Origin of the sequence: Neisseria sp. P0008.S002 (assembly GCF_051962805.1) — a bacterium.
Lineage (GTDB): Bacteria > Pseudomonadota > Gammaproteobacteria > Burkholderiales > Neisseriaceae > Neisseria > Neisseria perflava.
On the sequence record NZ_JBQCUY010000008.1, the window covers coordinates 73,721 to 100,204 of the forward strand.

The 26,484-nt window shown below is 46.7% G+C and carries 20 protein-coding genes and 2 pseudogenes; 10 read left to right on the forward strand and 12 right to left on the reverse strand.

Features of this window, described 5'->3' with window-relative positions; translation table 11 throughout:
• Positions 1-30: 30 nt before the first annotated feature.
• The 3 genes from trmB to ACTHSA_RS09485 all read right to left on the reverse strand — a co-directional run bounded on the left by trmB (position 31) and on the right by ACTHSA_RS09485 (position 3,298).
• Positions 31-747: a tRNA (guanosine(46)-N7)-methyltransferase TrmB gene (gene trmB / locus ACTHSA_RS09475; protein WP_039862398.1), complete on the reverse strand. Its 717-nt coding sequence runs from the start codon at positions 745-747 to the stop codon at positions 31-33.
• A 137-nt stretch (positions 748-884) separates the two neighbouring features.
• On the reverse strand, positions 885-1,541 hold the full coding sequence (locus ACTHSA_RS09480; RefSeq protein WP_004520571.1) for a response regulator: 657 nt from the start codon (positions 1,539-1,541) through the stop codon (positions 885-887).
• Positions 1,538-3,298 carry a histidine kinase gene (locus tag ACTHSA_RS09485; protein WP_004520570.1) on the reverse strand — a complete coding sequence of 587 codons (1,761 nt, stop codon included), beginning with the start codon at positions 3,296-3,298 and terminating at the stop codon, positions 1,538-1,540. The genes ACTHSA_RS09480 and ACTHSA_RS09485 overlap by 4 nt, the downstream gene beginning before the upstream one ends.
• A 259-nt stretch (positions 3,299-3,557) precedes the next feature.
• Between ACTHSA_RS09485 and mobA the strand changes: the two genes are divergently transcribed.
• Positions 3,558-4,139, forward strand: coding sequence for a molybdenum cofactor guanylyltransferase MobA (gene mobA, locus ACTHSA_RS09490; RefSeq protein WP_070625295.1), 582 nt, complete (start codon positions 3,558-3,560; stop codon positions 4,137-4,139).
• Between the two features lie 79 nt (positions 4,140-4,218).
• Here mobA and ACTHSA_RS09495 read toward each other — a convergent pair whose 3' ends face one another.
• The 6 genes and pseudogenes from ACTHSA_RS09495 to ACTHSA_RS09520 all read right to left on the reverse strand — a co-directional run bounded on the left by ACTHSA_RS09495 (position 4,219) and on the right by ACTHSA_RS09520 (position 13,382).
• Positions 4,219-5,808, reverse strand: coding sequence for a type I restriction endonuclease subunit R, EcoR124 family (locus tag ACTHSA_RS09495; RefSeq protein WP_440378876.1), 1,590 nt, complete (start codon positions 5,806-5,808; stop codon positions 4,219-4,221).
• 141 nt (positions 5,809-5,949) lie between these two features.
• Positions 5,950-7,338: pseudogene (locus tag ACTHSA_RS09500) on the reverse strand (DEAD/DEAH box helicase family protein); the annotation flags it as partial.
• A gap of 67 nt (positions 7,339-7,405) precedes the next feature.
• A complete protein-coding gene (locus tag ACTHSA_RS09505) occupies positions 7,406-8,632 on the reverse strand; it encodes a restriction endonuclease subunit S (protein ID WP_070625290.1) in 1,227 nt (408 codons plus the stop codon).
• A gap of 9 nt (positions 8,633-8,641) precedes the next feature.
• A complete protein-coding gene (locus ACTHSA_RS09510; RefSeq protein ID WP_440367104.1) occupies positions 8,642-11,395 on the reverse strand; it encodes a type I restriction-modification system subunit M in 2,754 nt (917 codons plus the stop codon).
• 290 nt (positions 11,396-11,685) lie between these two features.
• Positions 11,686-12,173, reverse strand: a pseudogene (locus ACTHSA_RS09515) (hypothetical protein).
• A gap of 222 nt (positions 12,174-12,395) precedes the next feature.
• The gene (locus ACTHSA_RS09520) at positions 12,396-13,382 is read right to left on the reverse strand and encodes a GlxA family transcriptional regulator (RefSeq protein ID WP_004520561.1); all 987 of its coding nucleotides are present in this window, start codon (positions 13,380-13,382) and stop codon (positions 12,396-12,398) included.
• Positions 13,383-13,479: 97 nt separating this feature from the next.
• Between ACTHSA_RS09520 and ACTHSA_RS09525 the strand changes: the two genes are divergently transcribed.
• On the forward strand, positions 13,480-14,331 hold the full coding sequence (locus ACTHSA_RS09525; protein ID WP_004520560.1) for an MBL fold metallo-hydrolase: 852 nt from the start codon (positions 13,480-13,482) through the stop codon (positions 14,329-14,331).
• A 57-nt stretch (positions 14,332-14,388) separates the two neighbouring features.
• Here ACTHSA_RS09525 and ACTHSA_RS09530 read toward each other — a convergent pair whose 3' ends face one another.
• Positions 14,389-14,592 carry a hypothetical protein gene (locus tag ACTHSA_RS09530; protein ID WP_004520559.1) on the reverse strand — a complete coding sequence of 68 codons (204 nt, stop codon included), beginning with the start codon at positions 14,590-14,592 and terminating at the stop codon, positions 14,389-14,391.
• Positions 14,593-14,632: 40 nt separating this feature from the next.
• On the opposite strand from ACTHSA_RS09530, the gene ACTHSA_RS09535 reads away from it, so the two are divergent.
• Both ACTHSA_RS09535 and ACTHSA_RS09540 read left to right on the forward strand, forming a co-directional pair.
• The gene (locus tag ACTHSA_RS09535) at positions 14,633-15,091 is read left to right on the forward strand and encodes a LysR substrate-binding domain-containing protein (protein ID WP_004520558.1); all 459 of its coding nucleotides are present in this window, start codon (positions 14,633-14,635) and stop codon (positions 15,089-15,091) included.
• Between the two features lie 138 nt (positions 15,092-15,229).
• Complete coding sequence (locus ACTHSA_RS09540) at positions 15,230-15,808, forward strand: NAD(P)H-dependent oxidoreductase (RefSeq protein ID WP_004520557.1); 579 nt, start codon at positions 15,230-15,232, stop codon at positions 15,806-15,808.
• 57 nt (positions 15,809-15,865) lie between these two features.
• Here the strand turns inward: ACTHSA_RS09540 and ACTHSA_RS09545 are convergent, their stop codons facing one another.
• Together ACTHSA_RS09545 and ACTHSA_RS09550 are read right to left on the reverse strand one after the other, a co-directional pair.
• Positions 15,866-16,498, reverse strand: coding sequence for a histidine phosphatase family protein (locus ACTHSA_RS09545; RefSeq protein ID WP_039862396.1), 633 nt, complete (start codon positions 16,496-16,498; stop codon positions 15,866-15,868).
• Positions 16,499-16,588: 90 nt separating this feature from the next.
• On the reverse strand, positions 16,589-18,187 hold the full coding sequence (locus tag ACTHSA_RS09550) for a PEP/pyruvate-binding domain-containing protein (RefSeq protein WP_224783357.1): 1,599 nt from the start codon (positions 18,185-18,187) through the stop codon (positions 16,589-16,591).
• Between the two features lie 441 nt (positions 18,188-18,628).
• On the opposite strand from ACTHSA_RS09550, the gene ACTHSA_RS09555 reads away from it, so the two are divergent.
• From ACTHSA_RS09555 to hutW, 6 genes are all read left to right on the forward strand, one after another.
• Positions 18,629-19,282 carry an IS1595 family transposase gene (locus tag ACTHSA_RS09555; protein WP_004520552.1) on the forward strand — a complete coding sequence of 218 codons (654 nt, stop codon included), beginning with the start codon at positions 18,629-18,631 and terminating at the stop codon, positions 19,280-19,282.
• 160 nt (positions 19,283-19,442) lie between these two features.
• Positions 19,443-21,641 carry a TonB-dependent hemoglobin/transferrin/lactoferrin family receptor gene (locus ACTHSA_RS09560; protein WP_004520551.1) on the forward strand — a complete coding sequence of 733 codons (2,199 nt, stop codon included), beginning with the start codon at positions 19,443-19,445 and terminating at the stop codon, positions 21,639-21,641.
• Positions 21,642-21,713: 72 nt separating this feature from the next.
• Positions 21,714-22,505: a heme/hemin ABC transporter substrate-binding protein gene (locus ACTHSA_RS09565; protein ID WP_004520550.1), complete on the forward strand. Its 792-nt coding sequence runs from the start codon at positions 21,714-21,716 to the stop codon at positions 22,503-22,505.
• Between the two features lie 142 nt (positions 22,506-22,647).
• Positions 22,648-23,589 carry a FecCD family ABC transporter permease gene (locus tag ACTHSA_RS09570; protein ID WP_070625283.1) on the forward strand — a complete coding sequence of 314 codons (942 nt, stop codon included), beginning with the start codon at positions 22,648-22,650 and terminating at the stop codon, positions 23,587-23,589.
• A gap of 46 nt (positions 23,590-23,635) precedes the next feature.
• Positions 23,636-24,361, forward strand: coding sequence for an ABC transporter ATP-binding protein (locus ACTHSA_RS09575; RefSeq protein ID WP_004520548.1), 726 nt, complete (start codon positions 23,636-23,638; stop codon positions 24,359-24,361).
• A gap of 274 nt (positions 24,362-24,635) precedes the next feature.
• The gene (hutW, locus tag ACTHSA_RS09580) at positions 24,636-26,456 is read left to right on the forward strand and encodes a heme anaerobic degradation radical SAM methyltransferase ChuW/HutW (protein ID WP_440378875.1); all 1,821 of its coding nucleotides are present in this window, start codon (positions 24,636-24,638) and stop codon (positions 26,454-26,456) included.
• Positions 26,457-26,484: the final 28 nt, after the last annotated feature.

Consider the following 26,484-nt stretch of genomic DNA (forward strand, 5'->3'; position numbering starts at 1 on the left):
TTCAGACGGCCTTGTGTTTTATGTTCGGCTTTATTTTTTACGGAACACCAAGTCCCAAACGCCATGACCCAATCGTTTGCCTCGGGCTTCAAATTTGGTTTCAGGACGATAATCGGGCGTAGGGGCGTAATCGGCAGCCGTGTTTTGCAAAGCGTCGAAACTGCTCAAAACCTCCAGCATTTGCACGGCGTATTCTTCCCAGTCGGTCGCCATATGGACATAGCCGCCGCTTTTGAGTTTGGGCAGCAGCTTTTCAACAAACGGCACTTGTACCAAGCGGCGTTTATTGTGACGTTTTTTGTGCCAAGGGTCAGGGAAGAAAATATGAATGCCGTCTAAAGAACCGTCTTCCAGCATCTTTTCCACTACTTCCACCGCATCATGACGCATTACGCGGATATTGGAAATGTGTTCTTCCTCAATCAGCTTCAAGATATTGCCGACGCCCGGGCCGTGAACATCAATTGCTAAAAAGTCGGTATCGGGCAGACGTTTGGCGATTTCCACTGTCGCGACGCCCATACCGAAACCGATTTCCAAAACTTTAGGATTATCCCGGCCGAATGCGCGGTTCAAATCCAAAGGAGCTTCTTGGAAGTCCACACCAAATTGCGGCCACATTGTATCGATGGCGCGCTGTTGGGCAGCGGTCATATGGCCTTGACGCAAGACGAAACTGCGGATGCTGCGTTTGTGTTCTTCAGGAACGGTATTTTCGGGTGTATTTTCTGGAATGTTTTCGGACATGTTGTTTTAAATCAGTGAGAAATCAAATAAAAAGGCCGTCTGAAAAAATCAGACAACCCTGCATATAAATCGGCGTGATTATAGCGAATAAACGCTTTTCCTGAAACCTTTTAAAAAGAAGGTTTCAGACGGCCTTTTTAAGACAATACCGGTTGCGGTACTTTGTGTTGCACCGCATAAACCGCAGCTTGGACGCGGCTGCTTAGATTCAGCTTGCGCAATAGGTTCTGCACATGCACTTTGACGGTTGACTCAGCCAAGTTTAAATGGCGGGCAATGATTTTATTGCTGTGTCCGGCGGCAAGGTAGCCCAAGATTTCCATTTCGCGCGGGGTCAGCTGCGCCAGCAGGTGGTCGGAGCGTGAAGGAGAAGGGGAAATCAGCGATTGCACCAAGCGGCTGGTCATTTCTGGAGAGAAGACATTGTCGCCATCGACGGCTTTGCGAATGCTTTCCAAGAGGAAGTCGGCGTTGATGTTTTTCAGCAAAAAGCCTTTTGCACCCATACGCATACATTCGGTCAAGTCGTCGCTGTCTTCGGAAACGGTCAGCATGATGACGGTCAGTTGAGGATTGATGCTCAAAATTTGAGCCAGTGCTTCGCGGCCGTTCATGACCGGCATATCCAAGTCCAACAAAACTACGTCAGGCTTAAGCTGTTCGACCATTTTTACGCCGGCCAGGCCGTCTGAAGCTTCGCCGACGACTTCAAAATCGGGCTGGCGGGAGAGCAGGGCTTTGATGCCGCTGCGAAATAGGGTGTGGTCGTCAATAAGGGTAATTTTAATCGTCATGATGCTGTTCTCATTTGTTGCGGCAAAGTCAGCATAACCGCCGTACCTTGCCCAATCTGCGATGTAATGGCCAATTCTGCGTTAATCCGTTGGGCCCGTTCCTGCATAATGCCCAAGCCGACATGTTCGCCTGAAGGCCGGTTTGATAGATGTTCTTTATTAAAGCCTGCGCCGTCGTCCCGAATCGTCATGACAAAATCGCCGTGGTTGGCAATTTCGACGCTGACATGTTGCGCACGCGCGTGTTTCCGGATATTGGACAGGCTTTCCTGCAAGATGAAGATGATTTGCAAGTGTTCATCATAATTTAATGCCTGTCCGTCGTCCTGCCATTTTAAATCAACCGGGATACCAGTTTGCCGTTCAAAACGCGCCAGCAGCGATTCTACCGCTTCGGGAAAATCTTTATTACTGATTTTGGTGCGGAAATTCATCAAAAGTTCGCGGACGTCTTCGTAGCATTCCTGCACGCCGTCTTTGATGAAGCCGATATTTTCTTCGGCCTGCTCGCGTTGGTCTGAAGCAAACGCGCTTTCCAGCATTTGTACCTGCAAATTCAAAAAGGTCAAAGCTTGCGCGATGCTGTCATGCAAACCTTGCGCAATCAAGTTACGCTCCTGTAAAACTGCAAGCAGGCGGCGCTCTTGTTCCATGCGGTTGCTGGCGATGGAAATGCCCAGCTGTCCGCTTAAGGTATGCAGCAGTTTTTCGTCTTGCTCATCAGGCATATGGCCGTCTGAAAAATATAGGGTCAGTACGCCGAGTTGTTCGTCTTGATAAACGATCGGAAATTCTACACGATTTCCTTCTTCGGTTTCACCGACGCTTGCCGCCAAATCAGAACGTTTCCGTTCCTCATCGGAAAGATATACCGTACCGCCCAAAGCGGAAAACGCCGGCAGAATCTGAGCCAAAAATTCTTCTGCGGCCTGTTGCGGCGTAAAGGTTTGGTGCAGGTTGCGCGTAGTCTGGTAGAGCAGGGTCAAGTCACGGTTTTGCCGGGCCAAGTCTTGGGTTTGTTGGGCAACCTGTCCTTCTAAATCCGTATAAAGCGTTTTCAGACGGCGGCTCATTTGGTTGAAGCCCTTGCTGACTTGGGAGAATTCACGAATTTGGTCTGTATCGATTTGTACCCCGAAACGACCTTCGCTGATGGTTTCTACCCCGTCGCGCAATTTTTCCAGCGGCCGGATGATCCACGAATAATGCCAAACAATCATCAAGCCGGCAGCCACTAAAATCATCAACATCATCGCCATTTGAAAACGGCGCAGCCACAAAGTATTTTGCTCGTTGGCGTTTTCCATCGCCTGTAAAAACAGCTCGATATTGCCGGCAAAACGGTATAAGCCGATTTGGGTCGGCCGCTCGTAATGTTGCAAAGAAGGCTTGATGTTGGATTCCCAATCAATTAACAGCATCGATTGGATCAAATCGTAAGCCAGCGGCATTTGTGACGGAATCAGCGGATGAATGGCATCGCTTTGCGTTACATTGGCCAGCGTACGTTCAAATTCTTTGATTTGGTTGTCAATTTGAGCATTGGGCGTACGGACGCTTGCCATATAAGCCAAGCGATACACCTGCATTTTCAAGCTGCCCGCATCTTCAATCGTTTTGGCCGCGCTTTCCAAACGCCAAGAAAGCAGCAGGGTAAAGGCAATCGACAAAAAAGCCGAGCCGACCCATAACACAGTCAGCAGTTTTAAACGCGAGGACAGGCTCAGGCCGTCTGAAGATCCGGAGAATAAACGCATAAAGCACGCAGGAAGACTAATCCGATAATCTTATAAAAATATCATTCTTTCGGCCTATAAACAACCTGTCTAAAATAATTGTATGGTTATGATAAGAAAAAACAGGGGTTTAATGTAAAATCATGTTATGATAAAATTCATCTTAAGTGAATTAAATCACAAAATCAGGTTTTAGACGGCCTGAAGCCTTAAAACTTATTCCATAAATACAACATCTCGAATAACACTTACGCACTCTGCTTTGCAAAGGACTACCAAAATGAAAATTTTTGCACTGATATTGGCCGGCGGGCAGGGAAGCCGGATGGGAGGTGTCGATAAAGGGTTGGTGCAGTGGCACAACAAAGCCTTGATAGATCACGTTATCGAAAAAATCCGCCCGCAAGTCAGCCATATCGCCATCAGTGCCAACCGCAATCTCGAATCCTACGCCCAACGCAGCGCGCACGTTTTCTCCGATGCGCGCCAATGGCAACATTACGGCCCTTTGGCCGCCTTGTGTACCGCCGCCAACGATTTACAAATTGCTACTGCCGATTGGCTGCTCATCGTATCTTGCGATATGCCGCGGATGCCGGAAAATTTGGTGTCCCAATTTGAAACCATCGCGCGGCGCACGCCATTGTGTAATGCATTCTATGTGGAGACCTCTGCCAGACCGCATTACAGTGTGATGTTCATCCGTCCGCAAATTCTGCAAAGCACCGTGCCATACCTTTATTCAGGAATGCGCAGCATCCGCGGCTGGCTGCAACAACAGCGCGCGCGGGTTGTCCATTTCCCTTATGAGCAGGATTTTATCAGCTACAACACGGAAAACGATTTGGCCCAGCCTTTGTAGTTGGGTCAGTAAGGGGACTAATGTTTAGGTAGAGATATGCTAACTTGATGATTATTTAATATCTTTCAATAGGTAATAACTATCTTGTAATTAGTTCCCTTAGAAATTCATCAATCCGTATATTTAAATAAAATATACGTTCTTCGTTAAAATAAACTTTGGCTTTTTCCCTATCGACTGTTTCTTTTAGGTCATTTAGTCTGCCTAAGTCCAAATTTTCGCTGGTATATTTTCTTGTCAACAGTGTACGTAGTAAATCTCCATCTAGCCCTAAATCTTTAATTATCTTTAGCACCTTATCATTGGCATCGTTTTGTTTATACGTGGTGATGTAATCACTTAATGCTAAATTTGGATCAAGCTTGATATCGCCGGATTGCACATCGTGTAAAAACAACTCAGCAAATTTTTGATCTTCTTTAGAAAGCGTAGCAAAAGAGTGGTGTAGCTCCTCAAGTGCAGCAGCTTCTTCTATGCCGCCGATGGTTTTAAGCCATTTTTCAAAACGGGCATTCATATAATTTTGATCAATTTTATCGGTTTCGATTTCGTTGATGTGCGAACGCAAATCAAACGGCACATCATCGCTACCGCCACCATTGCCTGAACTTTCTTTAAACAAATCTTTATAACGAGCCAGCAGTTTATCGTAGGTCTCTTGATCGAAATTGAGTGTGGCAGTGATCACGCTGTCGTCTTCCTGTACCACGTCATAGCTTGATTTTCCCCAAGAAAAACCCAAGAGCCGAGCAGCTTGTAAGTGCTCATTGAGCTGATTGAATAGTTTGACAAACTTTGCGCATGAGGTTGTATCATCAGGGTTTTTTGAAAAATCCTCTAATCCTGCCCATTTGAAAATATCGGCAATATCGGAAAAACAGACATTCATTTTGTCGATAACCTTATCTAAATTATCGACAAACAGCCCCATAGGACGGTCGCCCGAATAAAGTTTTACGGCTCGCTCAATATTGCGTTGCATCGTATGCGGCTTGCGGTAATAGCGGATTAAACCAAAAGGCTTATCGGTTTTGTCGCATACGCGGTTAGTGCGGGAAAACGCCTGAATCAAGTTGGCGTAATCCAAAATTTTGTCTAGATAGAGCGTATTGAGCCATTTGCTGTCAAAGCCTGTCAGCATCTGATCGACCACAATCAACAAATCCAGCTGCTCGTCGGGCTTGATTCTCTTATACGCATTGATATGCGACAACCTATCCGACAAATCCGTTTTAAATCGGGAATAAGTGGCATAGCCGAAGCTTGTGCCGAACTGGGCGTTGTAATCTTCCAAAATTTCGGCAATCCATATTTCCTTGTCGTTGCCTTGCCCATCGTTAAGTATATTCGGATCGAAAAGGGCGGTCAGTTTCGGCAAGGAATTTTTAGCTTCCTCAGAATTTCCGACTTCCTCAGCAATTCTGATTTTCTCAGCAATTCTGGCTTTAATTAGGCGGTAATAATTGACCGCTTCGGGAATAGAGCTGGTGGCAAAAATGGCATGATATTTTTTGCCTTGGCTGAGGCGTGGCCAATTATCCAGCATGTCGTCGATCACTGCATTCACATGTTCCGGCGTTTGATATTGCACATTGGGTATATAATCTTCAATGCCTTTTTGATATTTGCCGTCTGAAGTATATTCTCCCGCCATCGGCACATCATTCATAAATTGATTGTAGATTTTTTTCTTTTGGTCATCGGCAAATACTTCGCTTTCATCTGTTGCTTTGGCTTCTTGCAAAGCGACAGTTCTGCGTAAATCGCTGTCTTTAAAGGTACGGATATGGAAGGGGTGAAAGCCCAGCACATTTTCATCACGAATGCCGTCTGCAATGGAATAGCGGTGCAATTCATTACCGAAAACCGTGGCAGTGGTTGAATTTTTCTTAGCGTTTTCTTCTTCAATCGGCGTGCCGGTAAAGCCAAAGAAAAGTGCATTGGGGAAGGTATGCTTAATGGTGAGCAACATATCGCCAAAAGTAGTGCGGTGGGCTTCATCAATGATAAACACCAAACGTTTACCACTGATTTGCTCGATATCAGCCTCATTTACCCCTTCTTACGCCTTGATATTACTCATTTTTTGAATGGAGGTAACGATTAAGCGGTCGCGGTCTTGTTTGCTTTTCAGCTTGGCGAGCAAAATGGCGGTGTTTTCCGTTGCCTGCACATCATCTTTACTATCGGCAAAATTCTGATATTCCTCCAGCGATTGCTTGCCCAACTCAATACGGTCGAGCAAGAAAATCACCTTATCCGCATCTTTGCGGCGGCTGATTAACTGCGCCGATTTAAAACTCGACATCGTTTTGCCCGATCCTGTGGTATGCCAAATATAGCCGCCGCGCTGATTGCCCGAAGTCCAATCTGTCTTTGCCACCGTGTCAGCAATCTTGTTGACCGCATAATACTGATAGCTGCGCAACACTTTCAGCTGCTCGTCTTTCGCATCGGCAATGGTGTAATCGCCGATAAACTGGTGCGCCATCGGAATCGAGAGGAAATGCGTCGCTACCTTATCCCAATCGTTCATATACACATTATTGAAATCCGCCCAACGGAAGTAAAACGCAGGATTTAGTGGACCGCCGGTATTGGCAAAATAGCGGCATTCTTCCGGCGTCATCGCCACAAACACCTGCACCAGACTAAAAATGCCCGAAAACGCGCCTGTCTCATGGTATCGCTCAATTTGTTTGGTCGCTTGGCTGATGGGCACGCTAGAGCATTTCAGCTCAATATGGAACATCGGCATGCCGTTGATTAACAGCATCAAATCGCCGCGCTGCTTAGGGTATAAATCCGAGCGGTGAGAAAAACGAGGTTGTTGGGCAATTTGATAGCGGCTTTTGCCGGCAGAAATTTCCTCACGGTCGAAAATATCCAACGACACTTCCTTGCCGAAATGACGGCTTTCCTCATTTTCACGCTTGATGGCCACCGTTTTGCCATTGATAAAGCCGTTTAGCGCATAAGGCGTTTTTAATGCCTGCACCTGCTCCAAAATCTGGTTCATTTCCGAGCGAATCAACGGCACATCGAGCTTGTCGATATGTTGGTTGGTTTTATTCAAATGCTCCTGCCAGTTGGCAATCAACTTTTCTTCGGTAGGATAGCGCAACACTTCCTTTTCCCAGCTTTTGGTGCCAAGCAAGGCAATCAGTGCGTTTTCAAAATCAGCTTCTTTATTAAACATTCTTTTTCTCCGTAAGGGCGCTACTACAATTTTTCAGACGGCCTCAATCATGGGCAGGAACACCGCCCTATACCAACATCGCCGCCAACAGCCCTTTTTTGAGTTGGTTTAATTTTTCGACTTCTGCCGACTGTAAGGCAATGGTTTCGTCCAGTTGGCGGAAGAAAGTACCGATGGCGGTTTGTTCTTCCGGATTTTTAGGAATTAGAATTTCTTGTTCATTTAAATCGCCAATACTTAAGTTTCCAATTGCTCCATTCCCACCTGCTACGAAAATGCGAATGAAATCTAAGTACCAAGCAGAACTTATTGAGGCATTTAAAAAATAAGGATTTTCTGTTTTTGCTAAAAGCATAAAACCACCATGAACGGCTGGTCTAGATGTTTTAATAATTGCGTGTTTACCAACTAAACGAGAAGAACCATTTGCTGCCGTAATTAAAATATCTCCATTCTGAACTAAGGGAATGTTTACCGCACGTTTGCATACAAAAACATCATCATTTTTTTCAATATAATTTTCTTCATCAATATTAGAGGAACGCAAAACACGAATACCATTTGGGGAAATATCTAATGGTGAATATGTTAAACCTCTACGTAGTTCAGCTATATCACTGAATTTCCTACATTCCCACTCACCCTCAAACCCTTTAAAGCGGATTTTCGGTATTTTTTCACCGTTTGCGGGGAACATTTTTGCCAGCATTGCCTTTTTAAGCTGACGGCTTTTTTCCAATACCGCACGGCTCTCGGCGATTTGGCTGTCTAAGCGACGGAAAAACAAACTGAGGTGGGTTTGTTCGGGAAGAGACGGTAAAGTGATTTCCCGGCTTTTCCAGTCTTCAACATTGAAAACCATTTTTTCAATATCTACACCGTAAGAGCTTAATAAAAACTTGCGGTACATACTTGGCGTTCGAGAAACAAGTGTAAGAAATTCTGTTCTTACATCGTTATTACTAACAACAACCAAATATTCATTCGATACAATGGCATTATCTAACTCAGAAGGAACAATGCCATTGGCACCATGAATAATCTGACGCTTGGAAATTAAATAATCGTTCGTTTTTAATTGGCTATAATTTTTAACTAAAATATCTTTCCCCAATAAATATCCACGAGAAACGACACCTTCGTTGCGGCGTTTTACGGTAACAAGCTGGTATTTTTCGCTATCTTCTAAATAAATAGAACGACGTACTTCACTCAATATCTCGCCGATTTTTTTCTCTTCCCACGCCCCCGCAAAACCCTGAAACCGCAAACGTGGCTCTTGTTGCTTATTCATTTTTCCCCCTTAGCCTTTCAAAATCTCCTGCCATGCGGCAATGCCCTGCAAATCAAACTCGCTGCCGGTGAGTTCGTCCATCATTTGCGCCAGTGCGGCGGCGCTTTCCTGTTTACGCTCGCTGATGTGCTGATAGGTGTCGGCATATTTGTCGCAAAGTGCGGTCAGTTTTTGGCTGAATTGCGCCAGCATGTTTTCAGGCAGCCTGCACATCGCCTCATTAAGCGGAACAAACCATTTTTGGCGGAGCAAATCGAGGGCCTCGGCATCATCCAGGGCTTCAATGGTGGCTTTGGTTTTGCTGTGGAGGTTCGCTGAGTCGGTTTTAATCTGGGCTTTTATTTCTTTTTCTTCCTCCAATAATGCTTGAACTGTTAATAGTTTGTTCTCTAAGCTATCTTCGTCAAATTCATAACCGCTACGCAAAGATTTTAAATATGCATTCACTTTCGCTTTTGCATAAGTGCCATCTTTTGAAGCTTCAATATTTTCCCAATTTACAACCGTATTTTCTTGAATAAACACTAATTTTTCAGCTTTTTTAGCCTTGTTTGACAATAATTCTAGGTAATTTTCCAATGCGATTGTTTCTTCTGTTGTAACGCTTGCATAAATTACTTTGAAATAAGCAGCAATTTCTTTAGCAATAAATGCATCATTATCGTCATTGACATAAGGTCCACTTTTTTCTTCTTCGCTCAAATCATCTAAAATACTCTGTAGTTCGGCGGTGATTTCCTCTAAGCGATTTTCTTTGGCTTTCAGGTTTGTCAATTCCTGCGGTAATTTGACGGCTTGCACCAATTCAAATGGCAGAATATGCCCTACCCAGCCGTCTTGTACTTCGGCTTCTTTTTTGGTTTTGCTGTCTTTTTTCAACACCATAAATGGATCAACCTGCTTAATTGCTTGTTTGCCTTCGGTTTGAATCATCTCCAAATCGGCGGCAATGCCTGCCACATCGGCGCGCCATAGGTCATCGAGTTTTTGATAGGCGGTATAAAAATCCAATAAGGGCATTGCCTGCACTTTTTCCCGAATGAGTTCGGCGAGTTGCTGCTGGGTTTGGGAGATGTTGAGCGTTTCCATCGGCTCAATCAGCAGGGTTCCCAAGCTGGCAGTGAAATCGGCAAAGTTTTCTGCAAATTGCGCTTGGTAATGCAGCACGCTGGCGTGGCTTTGCATGGCGGCTTTGAGATTGTCGGTTTTCGGCTGCACATAAGGTGTGCCGTTATCGGTAAACAAGGCCGTCTGTAAACCGTCAAAGGCTGCCCAATAGTCTGCAAATTGTGCCAGCTCGGCTTTGGGAATGCCGCCGTGTATGGTGGCGAAGATATCCCATTGCTCCGCCGGCTCCGCAGAATCGACGTAGCGCGGAATATTGAGGTTGTAGCCGTTTGCCACAATTTCGGCTTTCGGCACAATGCGGGAGAATTTAGGTAATTCCCGACGATGGGTCACGCAATCGACAATGCGCTTGATGTCGCTTGCTTGCAAATGGTTGTTTTTTCCTACTTTGATGAAATGCTTGGAGGCGTCAATCATCAATACGTCGTTACGTTCGCGCTCTTGGCGTAAAACGATAATGATGGTGGGAATGCCAGTGCCGAAAAAGATATTGGCAGGCAGACCGATAATGGCATCAATATGATTGTATTCAATCAGATTTTTTCGGATTTTCTCTTCTTCTCCGCCCCTAAAAAGCACGCCATGCGGCAAGACGATGGTCATGATGCCGTCGGGCTTTAAATGGAAGAGGTCGTGCAATAGAAAGGCAAAATCGGCTTTTGCCTGCGGGGCGACGCCAAAACGTTTGTAGCGGATGTCGCCTTCTTTGTCTTTGGGATTCCACGGCTGGGAATAGGGTGGATTGGACACTACGGCATCCAGATACAGCGGTTCGCCTTCCAGCGGCCAGTCGTCTTCTAATGTATCGGCATTGCGGGTGAAAATATTGCTCGGCAAAATGCCGCGCATGACCAAATTCATGCGCGTGAGGTTGTAAGTGTTTTCTTTTAATTCTTGGGCGTAATATTTGATGCTGTCGGCGCTTTTGAGATGTTTGGCAACGCTATGGCCGATGTTGATCAGCAATGAACCTGAGCCGCTGGTCGGGTCGTAAATGCTGATTTCTTCACGATCTTTGAGATGGTCGGCAATGATTTCAGACATCAGCAAAGATACTTCGTGCGGCGTATAAAATTCGCCCGCTTTTTTGCCTGCGTTGGCAGCAAACATACTAATCAGGTATTCATAAATAAAGCCCAATACGTCATAGCCCTGTTTACCGTCCATCGAAATATCGGCAATCAGTACAAAAAGGTCTTTCACTGCATTGGTTTGGTTGGTGGCGCCATCGCCCAATTTGCTCAAACCGGATTCTAAGGTCTTGAAAATACCGTCAAAAACAGTGGTGTAATTGTCGGCAATATTGCGACTGAAAGCGCTCATTGCCGTACGAACGTGGGCAATATTGAAATCCGAGCCTTGGGCTAACCAAGTTGAGAATAGGTGTTCGTAGCTGATGAAATAACCGAGGTTTCTTTTGATATGGTTGACAAGCACCCCGTTAGATTCGGTAAGCTCATCGGCAAAATTTGATTTTTCTAAGCCTTGTTCAAGGGCAAATTTCTCCAGTTTGTCGGACAAAAATTTGTAGAAAATAAAGCCTAAGATGTAGTCTTTGTATTCGTTCGCTTCAATTTTGGAACGCATTTTATTCGCAGATTGCCAAATTTTGGCTGCAAGTTGTTGTTTATTCATTTTTTCTCTTATTGGTTTTTGATTTTATACATATTGCGGTATTTATGATTGCTAGGTGCAGACTTAGCTATGATAAACCATCAACACGGTGTTTACATAATTTACATCGTAGAGGGAGTATGATTCATCGATGCAATGAAAAATGGTAGGAAAGCTCACATTACACAAAGGCCGTCTGAAACTCAACTTTCAGACGGCATCTTGTATCCATATAAGAGCCGCTATCTCTATTGGCGAGGATGAGATTGAGCTTGTAATCTTTGAATATATCAGACGGTTTTAAAACTCAATTAAATAATGTTCGGATTTAGCACCAAATCATATTCGCCAAACTTTGGAAATAGAATTACCTTATCTTTTTGGGGATATAATTCTGTTTTTTCATATCGCTCATTATTAATAAAATCTTCTTTCAAGATATAGCAGTCATCCGTATTTTCATTGAAGAAATAAGTATATCCTTCTGCTAAGTCATGAGATTCCAAAGTTATATAATCTCTCCATACAGCCATAGAAAGAAAATAATATTGCGAATTAGAATATTTTTGAAATTGATGGGTTAAATAATCCCTTCCAAATTTATCGAAAAAATTTACTGAAAAAAACCTACTTCCTCTCGTAAAGTAATTACATATTCAGGTTGTTTCACCGAACCTATTACGGTAGTATATAACTTCCCTTTAATATGTTTTTCCTCAGCTTGTTTCTCAGAAAAAGGCTTATGAAGTTCCTTATAACCATAAGACCACTGCTCACAATAAAAAATATCTTTCTTCATTTGTAAATCCTTCCTATTGTATCCCTAATGCTAACATTTTCTTCTAATGATTAAGATAGAACAAGCGTTTGGATTTTGAAGACGATTTATAAAAACTCTTTGAAATCTCTCTACTCTTTGAAAAAGGAAAAAGGCCGTCTGAAAAGTACAGGCTGCTTTTTGGGTTTTCAGACGACCTCAAAAGTAGCCTGCACTCAGGTATCTTGGATTGACTAACGCGAGCTATCTGCCAAATACTTTCCGCCAGGCATTTGGATTGATTTTAAATTTGGCTTTGAACTGCAAACGTAGGTTTGCCGCGCTGCCGAAGCCGCTTTGTTCGGCGATGCGTTCTATCGGCAAATCCGTATTTTCCAATAAATCCTGCACCTGCCATAGCCGCTCTGTTGTGAGCCACTCACCGAAATTCATACCTGTGGCTTGAGAAAAATGGCGGATAAAGGTTCGGCGGGAAACAGCTAATTTTTTTGCCAAATCGTCCAAGCGGTATGGGGTGGCAAGGTTTTGGCGCAGTTCGTCCAATAAGTGATTGATTTTGTCATCGGCTGTACGACGTTCGACAGGTCGGTGGATAAACTGTGCCTGCCCGCCTTCGCGGTGTGGTGCCGCAACCAAGGTACGGGCAAGGTCGTTGGCAACGGTTGCACCATGGATTTTACGGATGAGGTAAAGGCAGCAATCCAGCCCGCCCGCCGCACCTGCCGATGTTAAAAAGTTGCCGTCTTCCGCATATAGGCGGTTGGTATCCAGATGAATTTTAGGGAAACGGCGGACAAAGTCGTCTTCGGCAAGCCAGTGGGTGGCGGCGGTTCTGCCGTCTAAAAGTCCTGTGTAGGCAAGGGCGTAAGTGCCGTAACATAGTGCGGTGATATGCGCGCCACGTTGTACTGCTTTCTGTAAATGTGCGCTTAACTCGGGTGTCGGGGCTTCTTCAATATTGCGCCAGCCTGCGATGACGATGATGTCGGCTTCTTCCGTCAAATCCAATCCGCCGTGTACGGGAATGCTTGCACCCAGTGCCGTGATAACGTCTTTGCTATCATCGGAACAGATTTTCAGGTCAAAGAGCGGATTGTCCCGATAGGTCGTCTGAAAAACAGAAAAGGGAATGTTGAAGACAAAATCATTCATGCCCGATTGAGCATATAGCACGATTTTTGGGACAGTTTGATTTTGGCGAAACTCGTTACGCTCGTTTTCAGACGACATTTTGGCACTATCCTTGCGTTTGTTGGCAATATTGCCTATTTTAGCCGATACACCTGCTGTTTAAAATACGCTACATGATTTTTTAAGGAGCAACATCATGAAATTCAAGCAATTTATTCTTGCCACTGTTTTGGGCGCGACAGCCTTTTCCGCTTGGGCAGACGATTCATACCAACATATCCGTAACGCTACCGCCAAAGTCGAATATGCGGGGCAGACGTTTTTGATTGACCCATTTTTCGCCCCCAAGCATTCCATGAACGGCTTTGCCGGTACGTTCAATAACCAAGCCAAAATGCCGCTGGTCGGGCTTCCGATGAGCGTGAATAAAATTTTGGACGGTGTGGATGCAGTTGTCGTTACCCATACTCACGAAGACCATTGGGACGAAACCGCCGCACGTTCCATTCCGAAAAACCTGCCCGTATATGTGCAGCACCAAGCCGACGCGGCAAAAATCCGCAGCCAAGGCTTTACTGATGTACGCGTGTTGAACGGCAGCACTGTATTCAACGGTGTAACCATCAGCAAAACCGGCGGCGTACATGGTACAGAAGCCATGTATGCCAACCCTCAGCTAGCCGAAATCTTAGGCGATGCAATGGGTGTGGTATTTCAAAGCAGCGGACACAAAACCGCTTATATTATGGGTGATACTGTGTGGACGGCAGATGTAAACAAAGCATTGAACCGCTACAAACCCGATTATCTGATTATGAACACGGGCTACGCGCTGATTTCAGGCATTTCAGACGGCATTATTATGGGGACGGCTGATGTATTAAAAGCCAGCCAAGTCATGCCTAAAGCCAAAATCATCACCGTACACATGGATACCGTGAATCATACCGCCGTCAGCCGCACCGATATGCGTAAATTTATACGCGGTCAAGGCATTGAAAGCCGTGTGAACGTTCCGGAAGACGGAGAAATCCTGAAACTGGATTGATAAACGGCTCATTATCCTAAAGCAGCCTGTACCTTGTTTTTCAAAGTGCAGGCTGCTTTATTTTTTCGCGGCTTTTGTTAAACCGTCTAACCATGCTTGATGGCCGTTTACCATTGGATTTGGCACAGTTACTGCCAAGCCTTTGGCGAGTTTGCCGATTTGGCTTTCTTCGGTTAATACACGCACGCGGTTGTTAGGCAGGCTTTCTAAAATCCAAGCGCCGAAAATTAAAGTGGTGGTGCTGGCGATTAACGAAAGCATCGTACAAAATCAGCTTGAACAGCAGTAAATTGACTTTGCGGTGGTTACACTAGACTTCCAAGCACCGGATATTCATGCAAAAAATCTGTATGATGAACGCTATATTTGTGCCGTTCGCCACGATCACCCAATAGCCCAACAAACAGAACTTACCCTTGAGCAATTTTGCCAGTTAGAACAAGCCTTGATTTCCTATCATGGCGGTAACTTCAGCGGTGTTATTGACCAAGCCCTGAAAGCGATGGGGCTACAAAGAAATGTCAGTCTATCGGTACAAAACTTTATTGTTTTGCCTGAATTACTAGAACAAAGCGATTTATTGGTAGTCCTGACTGAACGTTTAATTAGCAACTTGCCCAATCTCAAACGCTTTGAGCCCCCCCTTGAAATTCAAGGTTTTACCAAAACATTGATTTGGCACGAACGGACACATAAAGATCCTGCGTATCGCTGGGTTAGAGAGCTGATTGAAAAGGCTTATTTGGTTGAAGGAAGATAATGAATGCTAATGATAGGTATGATAAATTTCCCTTTATGGTCTGTAAAAGCGTGCAAGCCAATGTACTTTTAAAAGATGCAGTAAAAAGGCATAATTGAAGCTCTCATTTTTCAGAATTATTTGTTGTAGGAGCAAAAGATGAATATTTTATTACTAGACGGTGGTAAAAATTTCGGACATTCGCATGGTGAGTTAAACCACACGCTTCATAAAAAAGCGAAAGAAGTTTTGACCGTACTTGGACACAATATACAAGAAACCGTGATTGATGCCGGCTATGATGTTGAAGCAGAAATCGAAAAATTCTTATGGATGGATGCCGTGATTTGGCAGATGCCGGGCTGGTGGATGCACGAACCTTGGACAGTGAAAAAATACATAGACGAAGTATTAACCGCCGGACACGGCAAGCTTTACCATAGTGATGGTCGCCATCGTGTCAATCCGACTGAAGGCTACGGCACAGGTGGTTTGTTGCAAGGTAAAAAACACATGCTCTCGCTTACTTGGAATGCCCCGATTGAAGCCTTTACTCGCGAAGGCGACTTCTTCGAAGGTAAAGGTGTGGATGCTTTATACATGCACTTCCACAAACTCAATGAGTTCATCGGTTTGACCCGTCTGCCAACATTCGTATGTAACGATGTGATTAAAAATCCACAAGTAGAACAATATTTAGTAGACTATCAAGCATACTTGGAAAAAGTATTCGGCTAATGGCAAAAAAGGTGGGTAAAAATGCCCACCTTTTTTATTATTGATGAATAGTTGTGATCATTGTAAATGAGCCACATCGTTAAGTTGCTCAATATGAAAACCGCTTTCACTATCGTATTTCACAATACTGATCGAAGTATTTAACAATGACACGGATTTACCCTCATCACGATGGTTTTCCCAAGTCGCTCCGCCTAGTAAGGATAATAAAAGCCGCAAGGTATGGCCATGTGATACCACTAAAATATTGGCTCCCGATTGATGTACTTTAATGATATCGCAAAGGGCGTCCATTGCACGTACTGCTAATTGTTCAAAGGTTTCGCCACCATTGCTTAATGCTTTATAAGCTGCCGGGTCATTGGTCAGTTGTTTAAATTCGGTTAACTTCCGTAGGTCAGTGATCTGCATACCTTCCCAACTTCCAAAAGATTGCTCATTTAGTCCACAGTGCTGAAAAAGAGGAATAGGACGCTGACCGATAATATGGCCAGCCGTATCAATGGCACGTTGTAAAATGCTGGAATAAGCAGCGGTAAATTCTACTTGTTGTAGCGCCGCCCCGGTTTTCTGAGCTCCTGTAATTCCTTGTTCGGTCAGTGGTGAATTGCCTGATCCCTGCAAAAGCTCTTGTTCGTTCCATTGGGTACGGCCATGGCGAATAAAATAAAAAGTGAGTTGTTTTGACATCATAGTTCCTTGGAGATCTGGAAGTATAGGGTATAACTAACTTATGATGCAAAGGCCGTCTGAAACGATAATTTCAAACGGCCTTTTACTTTAACGTGTACCGTTTAGATACGGTCGTGCTTGGAGGATAACAAGCTTACCATTGTCAAACGCCCATTCGATATCCTGCTCGCCATTGGCAAATAGCTGTTTGATTTGTTGGCCGGTTTGGTCAAGGCGACGGATTTGTTCTTGATTCATCACATTGCCACTGGTTACAGGCACCTCCCGTACTCCACCATTTTTATCCAGTTGCAACGCTGTGGTTTCATTAGAGGAGCTGAGACGTTGTACAGAATCATTGCGACGGTTATAGACCACCTGTTCGGCTACCCGTTTGCCTTCAACGACACGAATACCCAACCCGCGTTTGGCGGCAATGTAGGCGCTATTTTTCTGAGCAATATCATAAGGATTGATGGTAACCAACACGCCGGAGAGATCTGCATTGATGCTTTGTTGCACAAAGACACTCATTTTCACGCTATCGTGAGGCAATCCGGCAATACGGCGGGCTTCGTATGCACTGTAATTGAAAACAGAAGCCCAAGATTGCTTCACTGCTTCGGCCAACGCGTTTTCATCGGTAACATTTGGCACGGTGGTGTACAGCCCTGCGCCGCTGAAATTGGGTAGGTCTTCGGAATTAGAGGAGCTGCGGACAAACACGCCTTTGCTGTTTAATTGATTGCGCCATTGCTCAGCCCATTTATGTTTCCATTCCGACGGGATTTCGGCATCGGTAATTTTTTTCTGCAGCGTGAGTAAAGCAGTACGGCGCTTGCGGTTGTCTCCATCACTTTGTGTTTCGATTTGGGCCAGTGTTGTTGCATTAATACCCAGCCTATCCATCATGGCTTGATAATAGGCAAACGGAATGCAGAATCCGTCAGGTACATTACTACCTTTAATATGGGCGCGGATATGACCGAGGTTGGCAGCCTTACTGCCGCAGTAACGGCTGTCATCACGGCGCAGGTTTGACAAAGCCCTAAGGCCATAATCGGAAACATCAGGTTGGGGCAGGGTAAGGCCGTCTGAAAAGCTTTTACTGGTAGTGTTCCGGTTGGTTTGGACAATTCGGTATTGCTTAGCAGTCGCTTCAAATTCGATACGACGGCCAATATATGGGGCTAGGATTTTTTCTGCGTCTTTAAGGTAAATATTGGGAATCCCCCAGCCGCGTGCCAATACATTCACATGCGATAGTGCAGTAGATGGTTTCTCGCTGATAATCCCTGCCACAGGTGGCAGCTCTAGGGGAACCTCTTTCAAAATAATAATATCGTCGGCGCCAACATTATGAAGATCATCTTCTTTGACAATAACGCGTAATGTACCTATCGCTTTACCTTGGTTTAGAGGCAGGTAGGGGAAATTTTTAATCAAACTTTCTTGGGTAATAAAAGGAACTTTGCTTTGCTCGGCAACGGTTTCCTGCCATAAAGAATTGGTTTTATAACGCAACGGAGCGTAGAAACTGTCTTTCAGACGGCCTGCCGCCAATTTCAACAATTCAGGTGTGATTTTGTCTCCTTCCCAAAACTCATAAACATATTCTTGAGTACTATTCTGCCAACTGATAGTACCCAACAGATAACGCCGGTTAGGACTACGGTATTGTTGATTCAATTCAGTTTTTGACAGCATGGGTTTCAAGATGGTAGCCAGATAGTGCTCATGCAGCCGAAATTTGGGAGTATTGATGTAGTCTGTACGGTTATTATTTTCACGATCGATGAGGAAAAGGATATGAGGAATTTCATATTCACTACCTTGCTCATAAATACGCGACAGTAAGTCAAAATCAGCTTGGTTTTTGATTGCAGATAATGCAGGAATTTGTGTTTTAACTGGGGTGGCTACAGTTTGACGCTTTTCAGACTCGTAATTAAGAAGGCTTACGCGCCGTTGGTGCAGCCATGTCGGCTGTCTCAGCTTCAGGACGGCACGCTGAAAGTAAAAACAATATTGGGAGGTAAAAAGCAGGCTTCATGATGTTATCGGTTATCTAAATCAGATGAAAAGAAATATACCTATGGTAAAAATCTAGGGGCTGACGTAGATTAGCGGTTATGCTAGGCTACGAAAATGCAGATAACCAATTGTAAATTAAGCAAGAGAGTTCAAAAGAAACTACTTGAATTTTTTGTACTCCAAGTTACCGCCCGTTCCGCTGCCGATATTTTGGGCATTCAGCCCAACTCCGCTATTCTGTTCTACCGCAAAATTCGTATGGTTATCAGCCATTATCTGGCCTTGGTTGCCGATGAGGTTTTTGAGAGCTCTGTTGAGCTGGACGAAAGTTATTTCGGCGGAAGGCGTAAAGGCAGACGTGGTCGCGGCGCAGCAGGAAAAGTAGTTGTCTTTGGCATCCTGAAACGCAACGGACGGGTCTATACCGTTGTCGTAGATAATGCCAAATCTGATACTTTGATGCCTGTTATCAAACAGAAAATCATGCCGGACAGCATTGTTTACACGGATAGCCTGAGCAGCTATGACAAGCTGGACGTAAGCGGTTTTATCCATTACCGTATCAACCATTCCAAGGAATTTGCAGACCGTCAGAACCACATTAACGACATTGAGAATTTTTGGAATCAGGCAAAACGCGTCTTGCGTAAATACAACGGAATTGATCGCAAATCCTTCCCGCTGTTCTTGAAAGAATGCGAATTTCAGTTTAACTTCGGCACACCGTCTCAACAGCTTAAAATTCTGCGGGATTGGTGTGGAATTTAGGGCTAATCTACGTCAGCCCCATTATTTATCCAGCTACGTCATACTATATTTTGCGTTTTTGAAGTGGTTTTAGTGCTATCTTGTGGTTTCTAAACTTGCAAAAATCGCCTATTTATTTTATAAATGCAAACCATTTTTATTCAAATAATAAGGTTGTGTAATGAAAAAGAAAGCGATTGCCTGTGTAATAGGGGCGGTTTTTTCCGGACAGTTATATGCGGCTCAGATGCCGGTGGCTCAGGCAGAAATAGAGCCTGTGGTGGTTACGGCCGACCGTAATGCGCAAACCTTGGATAAAGCGGCGCCGAATGTGTCGGTTATCGGACGCAAAACCTTGAATCAAGCCTCGGCACAGAATTTAGACGATATCGTGATGTATGAATTCGGCGTCAGCGTGCCGTCAGACAACAATCGCCGCGGTCATGCGGGTATCAATATCCGAGGCATAGACGGCAACCGCATTCTGATGATGGTGGACGGCGTACGCATTCCCGAATCTTATGCAGGCGGCGGTTCCAACGGCGCGATTTCGGGACGCGATATGGTCGAAAGCGACACGCTCAAGCAGGTCGATATTGTCAAAGGCCCTTATTCCGCGCTGTACGGTAGTGATGCGCTTGGCGGCGTGGTGAACATGGTGACGCTCTCACCGAGCGATTTTGTCGATGCGGGCAAACGCGGGTATTTCGGTTTAAAACACAGCTACCGCGGCCGTGACCGCAGCCATGGCGTGACGGCGACTGTGGCAGGTTTCCATGAAAACGCCGAAGGTCTGCTGATGCTGACGCGCCGTCAAGGTCATGAAACCGAAAACATGGGCAGCGATACCAGCTACTCGACTGCGCGTACTGCCACCAACCCTCAGAAAAACAATGCCTATAATATCTTGGCGAAAGGCAATATCGGCAACGAACGCCACCGCTTGGAAACTTTGTACGAACAGTATTACCACGCCAACGATACCGTATTGGCAAACGGCTTGGGTTCGCAATCGCGCGGGCCGGTAACCATCGCAACATCTGAGAGCAACGCCCGCGACCGTATCCGCCGTCAACGTATCGAAGCAGGCTACCGCTACACTGGCGAAGGCCGTCTGAAAGAAGCCAACCTGACTGCCTATCAGCAAAAACTGCGTACGGAAGACGATGCCGTCGATGCGAGCATTACGCGTATGGGCACGCGCCAATTAGGTAACTCGACCCGTTATTCCGACTACGGTTTCAATCAGACCATACGCGGGCTGAACGGACGCAGCGTATGGGAATTTGACGGCGCGGTCAAACAAACCGTCGTTGCCGGCGCCGAATACAAACACACCGAGACCGCCCGTCCGCGCGACAGCCTGACAGTGGACAATCTGACCGGTGCCGTCAGCAAAGTTTATGCAGGCAGCACCTATCCGAATAAAACTTTCCCCGACAGCAAGCGCAAAACGTTCAGCGTTTACGCACAAGACAGCCTGACTTTCGGCAACGGCATCGTCCTGACACCGGCCTTGCGTTACGAAAAAGACAAGCTGAACACTTCGACCGATCAAGCCTATCTCAACGCCAACCCCAGCGGAACGGCGACGCGCTTTAGCGATTCCGCGTTTACACCCAGCCTGCGCCTGAGTGTACCGATGGGTGAGCAGTTCACCAGTTTTGCCACTTATTCCCAAGGCTTCCGTACGCCGCCGTTTGACAGTGCGACCATGGCGTTTGCCAATACGACCTACGGCTATGCCGTCATTCCCAATGCCAACCTCAAATCCGAACGCTCCAACAGCTTTGAATTGGGGATGAAGTTCAAAAACGAACGCACCCGTGCGCAAGTTACCGCGTTCTACAACCGTTATCGAAACTTCATCGACCGCACCGAAGTCGGCACTGCCTCCATAGGCGGTCGCCCGATTATCCAGTACCAATATCAAAACCTTGATCACGTCAAAACCTACGGTGCCGAAGCCTCTGCCGCCTACAAATTCCTGCCGGGCTGGCAAGTCTCCGGCAGCATCGCTTGGATGCGTGGCAAGCAGCAAGACGGCACGCCGCTGGATTCCGCCTACCCGCTCAACGGCGTTTTGGGCGTGGACTACGCGCAAGAAAAATGGGGGGGCGATACCAAACTGCGCTGGTCGAAAAAACACAGCCGCGTCAGCAGCGACAGCATTTTCCAAGCGCCGGGCTACGGCGTATGGGATGTCGGAGCGTGGTACAAGCCGTCTAAAAACGTCGAAATCGGCGCGAACATTTACAATATCGGCAACAAAAAATACTGGCAACACGCAGACGTCGCCGGCATGAGCCGCTCAAGCGTGATGGATTTGTACACCGAAACCGGCCGCAATTTCGCCGCAACCGTACAACTGAAGTTCTAATGTGATTTAACCGTTTTCAGACGGCCTGAGAAAGCGAGCAGGCCGTCTGAAAGCATTCGACAAGGAAAATAAATGAAACTCAAACTCCTTCTGCTTTCCGCACTTATTTCGTTGACCGGCACTGCACACGCGCAACGCATCGTCGTGTTGACCCCCGATACGGCAGACATCGTTGCCGCGCTCGGCGCATTGGACGAAATCGTCGGCCGCGATCAGACCGTTCAAAATCCGGCATTGAAAAACAAGCCCAGTATCGGCATTCATCGCCGCCTGACGGTTGAACCGATTGTGGCCGCCAAACCCGACATCGCCATCGGTTCATGGATGGCGCAGCCTGCCGATATTTTTACCCACCTGCAAAAAGCAGGCATTAAAGCCGTCAATGTTGCGCCCGATGACAGCATCGCCGCCTATCCGCAAAGTATCCGCAACATCGGTCAGCTTATCGGTAAAAGCGCGCAGGCGGATAAGTTGGCCGGTAAGTGGCAGGCGGATATGAAACAACAGCCTTCCAGCGGCAAACGCTACCTCTTCAGCTACGACGGGCGCATCGTATCGGGCAAAAACACTGCCGCCGACGAAATCATCCGCCGCGCCGGCGGTATCAATGCCGCAGCCGCCATTGACGGTCTCAAACCGATGACGCGTGAGGCATGGATTGCGGCCAAACCCGATATCATCATTATTGCCGACCACAACACCGCTATGATAGGCAACGTCAAAACCTTTGCCGCACGCCCCGAAATCGCCGGCTCGCCTGCCGCGAAAAACGGCAAGATTTATTTGTGGAAGGCCAACGATATGTTCCGTTATGGTCTGGATACGCCACAAGTGATTCAGCGTTTGCATGGTTTGGCGAAATAAACGCACCTGTTTTGAAAACTCTGCCCGATTTTTGTTTTCAGACGGCCTCGATTTGTTCCTTCTTGTTGAGTAGGAAGCAAAACGGTTGTCTTAAAAATGCCGTCTGAAACCGTCCCTCAATCCGCTTAAACCGCATGATGTCATGAAACCGCATATCCTTACCCTCTGCCTGCTGCTTACTGCCGCCGCCGTTTATTTGTGCTGCGGCATCGGCTTTGGCGCGTGGGAGTCGCCGTTGGCGATGGATGAAACCGTCCGCCAAATTCGTTTACCACGCATCTATACCGCGCTTTTGGTTGGAGCCGGTTTGTCCGCTTCGGGGGCGGCATTACAGGCTTTATTTGAGAACCCGCTGGCCGATCCGAGTTTAATCGGGACGTCGGGTGGGGCGGCCTTGGGCGTAATTGTGTTATTGGCTTTGGGCGGTGGCGAGATGGGTGTGCCGGGCGCAGCTTTTCTCGGTGCATTGGGTGTGTGCCTGCTGATTTTGGCGGTGCATAAACTGCTCGGCGGCGGTACTTTGGGATTGCTGGTGTTGGGGTTTGTGTTGAGCGCGTTTTCGGGCGCGGTGGTCAGTATGATTTTGTTTTTATCTGACGATTTGGTATTGCGCAGCGCGACCACATGGCTGTCGGGCAGCCTTGCCGAAGCCGGTTTCTCATCGCCTGTCGCGGCAATCGCGGTCATGTTGCCCGGTTTTCTGATTTTGCTGTCGGCAGGCAGGCGGCTGGACGTTTTGATGACGGGCGAAGACACGGCTGCCAGTATGGGGGTGTCGGTCGGGGCATTGCGTGTGCAAACCGTAATCGGCGCGGCATTGATGACGGGGGCGGCGGTATCGCTTTCGGGCATCATCGGTTTTCTCGGCATGATGATCCCCAATGTGCTGGCGCAAACCGTCGGCGGCAGTCGCCGCAAACTGATTACGCTGTCGGCTTGGTTGGGCGCAGTATTTTTGATGGTGGTGGACGGCGCGGCGCGCTGGCTAACATACCCTGTCGATCTGCCGGTTGGTATCGTGATTGCCTTATTGGGCGGACCATTTTTTATGTATTTGTTTATCAAGCCTTTGAAAAGCCGTTGATGCCTAAACAGGCCGTCTGAAACTTCATTGCACCATATCTTTTGCCATGCATACCTTATTTCAAATCCGTAATCTTTCCGTCCGCGTCCAAGACAAAACCCTGCTTGAAATCGATCAACTGGATATACCTTCGGGCATGACCGTCATTATCGGCCCGAATGGTGCGGGTAAATCTACTTTACTGCGTGCCTTAATCGGGCAAACAGGGCAGGGGAAAATCACTCTTTTCGGTGAGGCCATTGCGCCGCAAATCCGTGCGGGCAGGGTGGCATGGGTCGGGCAGCATGGCCGTTACAATATGCCGATGACCGTACGCGAATACATTGCGTTGGCGTCATTCGTACAAAAAGGCCGTCTGAACCATGAATGGTCGGACGAGTTGCTCGATTATTTTGATTTGACAGCATTGGCGGATAAGCGTATCGGCAAGCTCTCAGGCGGCGAACAGCAACGCGCCAACATCATCCGCGCCCTGTTGCAAAATGCGCCGGTCTTGCTTTTGGACGAACCGTGCAACCATCTCGATATCCGCCACCAACACCGCCTGATGCAGTATTTGGTCGGGCATTCAAGCCGTGCCTCATCAATAATGGTATTGCACGATTTAAACCTCGCCGCGCGTTATGCGGAACATATTATCTTGATGAATAAGGGAAAAGTCATTGCATCAGGCAAGGTGGGCGAAGTGATGCGCCCCGACTTGCTTGAATCGGTTTACGGTTGGCAGATACGCCGTTGCGAAGATGAAGCAGGGTTTTATTTCAGAAGCTGAGCGCCAACAGGCCGTCTAAAAAACGATAAAGAAAATTTATTTTATCGTTCAAAAATCAAACGAGATGGGAGGATGTTCCTGACTTGAAGAACCAAATTTTACACATTTCACAAGTAAAATGCCGATTTCCATCAAATAGAAATACATTTAATTATTTATAGAATACAATATTTTAAAATAATACTGATTTTTAATTACTCAAAATTATTGACAAGAAAACGATGATGGTTATTTAATATATCAATCTTATTAATAATTTTTATTAATCATTATCATGGTACAGCAGCTTGTTTGGACTCCGAAACAATCCGCGCCCAAGGCATTTCCCGAACGTCAGGCATTGATGCCGGTTTGGGGCGGCGTTCCAATGCCGCGTCCCCAATGGCAGAACATTTGGAAGAAAAAGCTTCCCCATGCCACCGATGTGGACGCGCTTGCTTATCTGCATATTCCATTTTGCGCCAACCATTGCGTTTTTTGCGGCTTCTACCGTAATGCGTGGAAGGACAGCCAAAGCAGCGTGTACACCGACAAAATTATCGAAGAAATGGCCACTGAAGCCGAAGTCCGTACAGGCGAGGGCAAAATCCGAGCCGTTTATTTCGGGGGCGGTACGCCGACCGCGTTGCTTACGGAAGACCTCGTCCGCCTGATTCGTGCCTGTTACCAATATCTGCCGCTTGCCGAAGATTGCGAATTCACCATCGAAGGGCGCATGAGCCATTTCGATTTGGAAAAAGCACAGGCCTGCATCGAAGCAGGCGCCAACCGAATCTCCATCGGCGTACAAACTTTCAATACCGCCATCCGCCGCCGTCTCGGCCGCAAACACAGCGGCGACGAGGCGTTTGAATATTTGGCAAAATTGTGCGAACTCGATGCCGTGATTGTGGCCGATTTGATGTTTGGCCTGCCCAATCAAACCGATGACGTTTGGCAAAACGATATCGCTCGCGCCGCCGAGCTGCCCCTGTCCGGTTTGGATACGTACGCGTTCAACCTTTATCCCATGCTGCCCATCAACCGCATGATTGAAAAAGGCGCATTTCCGACACCGCCGGGTTTCGATATCCAGGCAGACCAATATGCCTACACGGTTGAAACACTGCTGGAAAAAGGCTGGGAACAAGTCAGCAACAGCCACTTCGCCTATCCTGGCCGCGGCGAGCGCAACCGCTACAATACCCTGATCAAATCCGACATTCCCTGTTTGGCGTTCGGCTCCGGCGCTGGCGGTAACTTCGGCGGTTTCAGCTATCAGGTGCAGGGTGATTTGGAGAGTTATCTCGCCACGCCGAAAGGCGAGAAAAACATCGCATTTATGAGCGGCCATAGTCCAAATAAAGCACTGCTCAGCAAAGTCCAGCACGATATTGAAACAGGCCGTCTGAATCCATTATTGTTTGACGGCAATAAAGCAGCGCAAAAGCTGATTGCCCAATGGCAGGAAATGCAGCTTTTTAAAGAACCCGATTCAGACGGCCTGATCCGTTTGAATACCAGCGGCCGTTATTGGTCGCCCACCCTTATCCGCAAACTCATGCTCACTCTTCCGACTCAAGAAAAGGATCAAACCATGCAAAAACTTTCATCCGAACAACAAATCATGTTGCGCCAATCATTGGAAAAAAATCCCGGCCAAGTGCTCGAAATGCTCGCCGCGCAAAACCAATGCAGCTTTGAAGACGTCATCCGCTGCCTGCCTGAAAACTGCATCCGCCAAACCGAAGGCAGCCGCATCGTCGAAATCCTCCAAGCCGTCGCCGCATGGGATGAATCCGTTACCTTCATCGCCCACACCCCCGATGCCATCGTCGAAGTCAGCGGCAAACTGCCTAACGGCAAAGTCGGCCGCGGTTTCTACAACTTTGACCATCCCGAAACTGATGGCGGCGTACACGGCCACATCTACTATGAAAACTGCGCTTCCATCTACCTTTTGGAACGCCCGTTCATGGGTAAAGCCACTTGCTCGCTCAACTTTATCAACCGCAACGGTGGCGCCATGTTTAAAATTTTTGTCGGTCGCGACGAAGCAGGCGAGTTGAAACAACATCAAATCGAAGCCATGCGCAAATTGTTTGATGCCGCTTAAACGGTTTCAGACGGCCTGAAAATCCGTT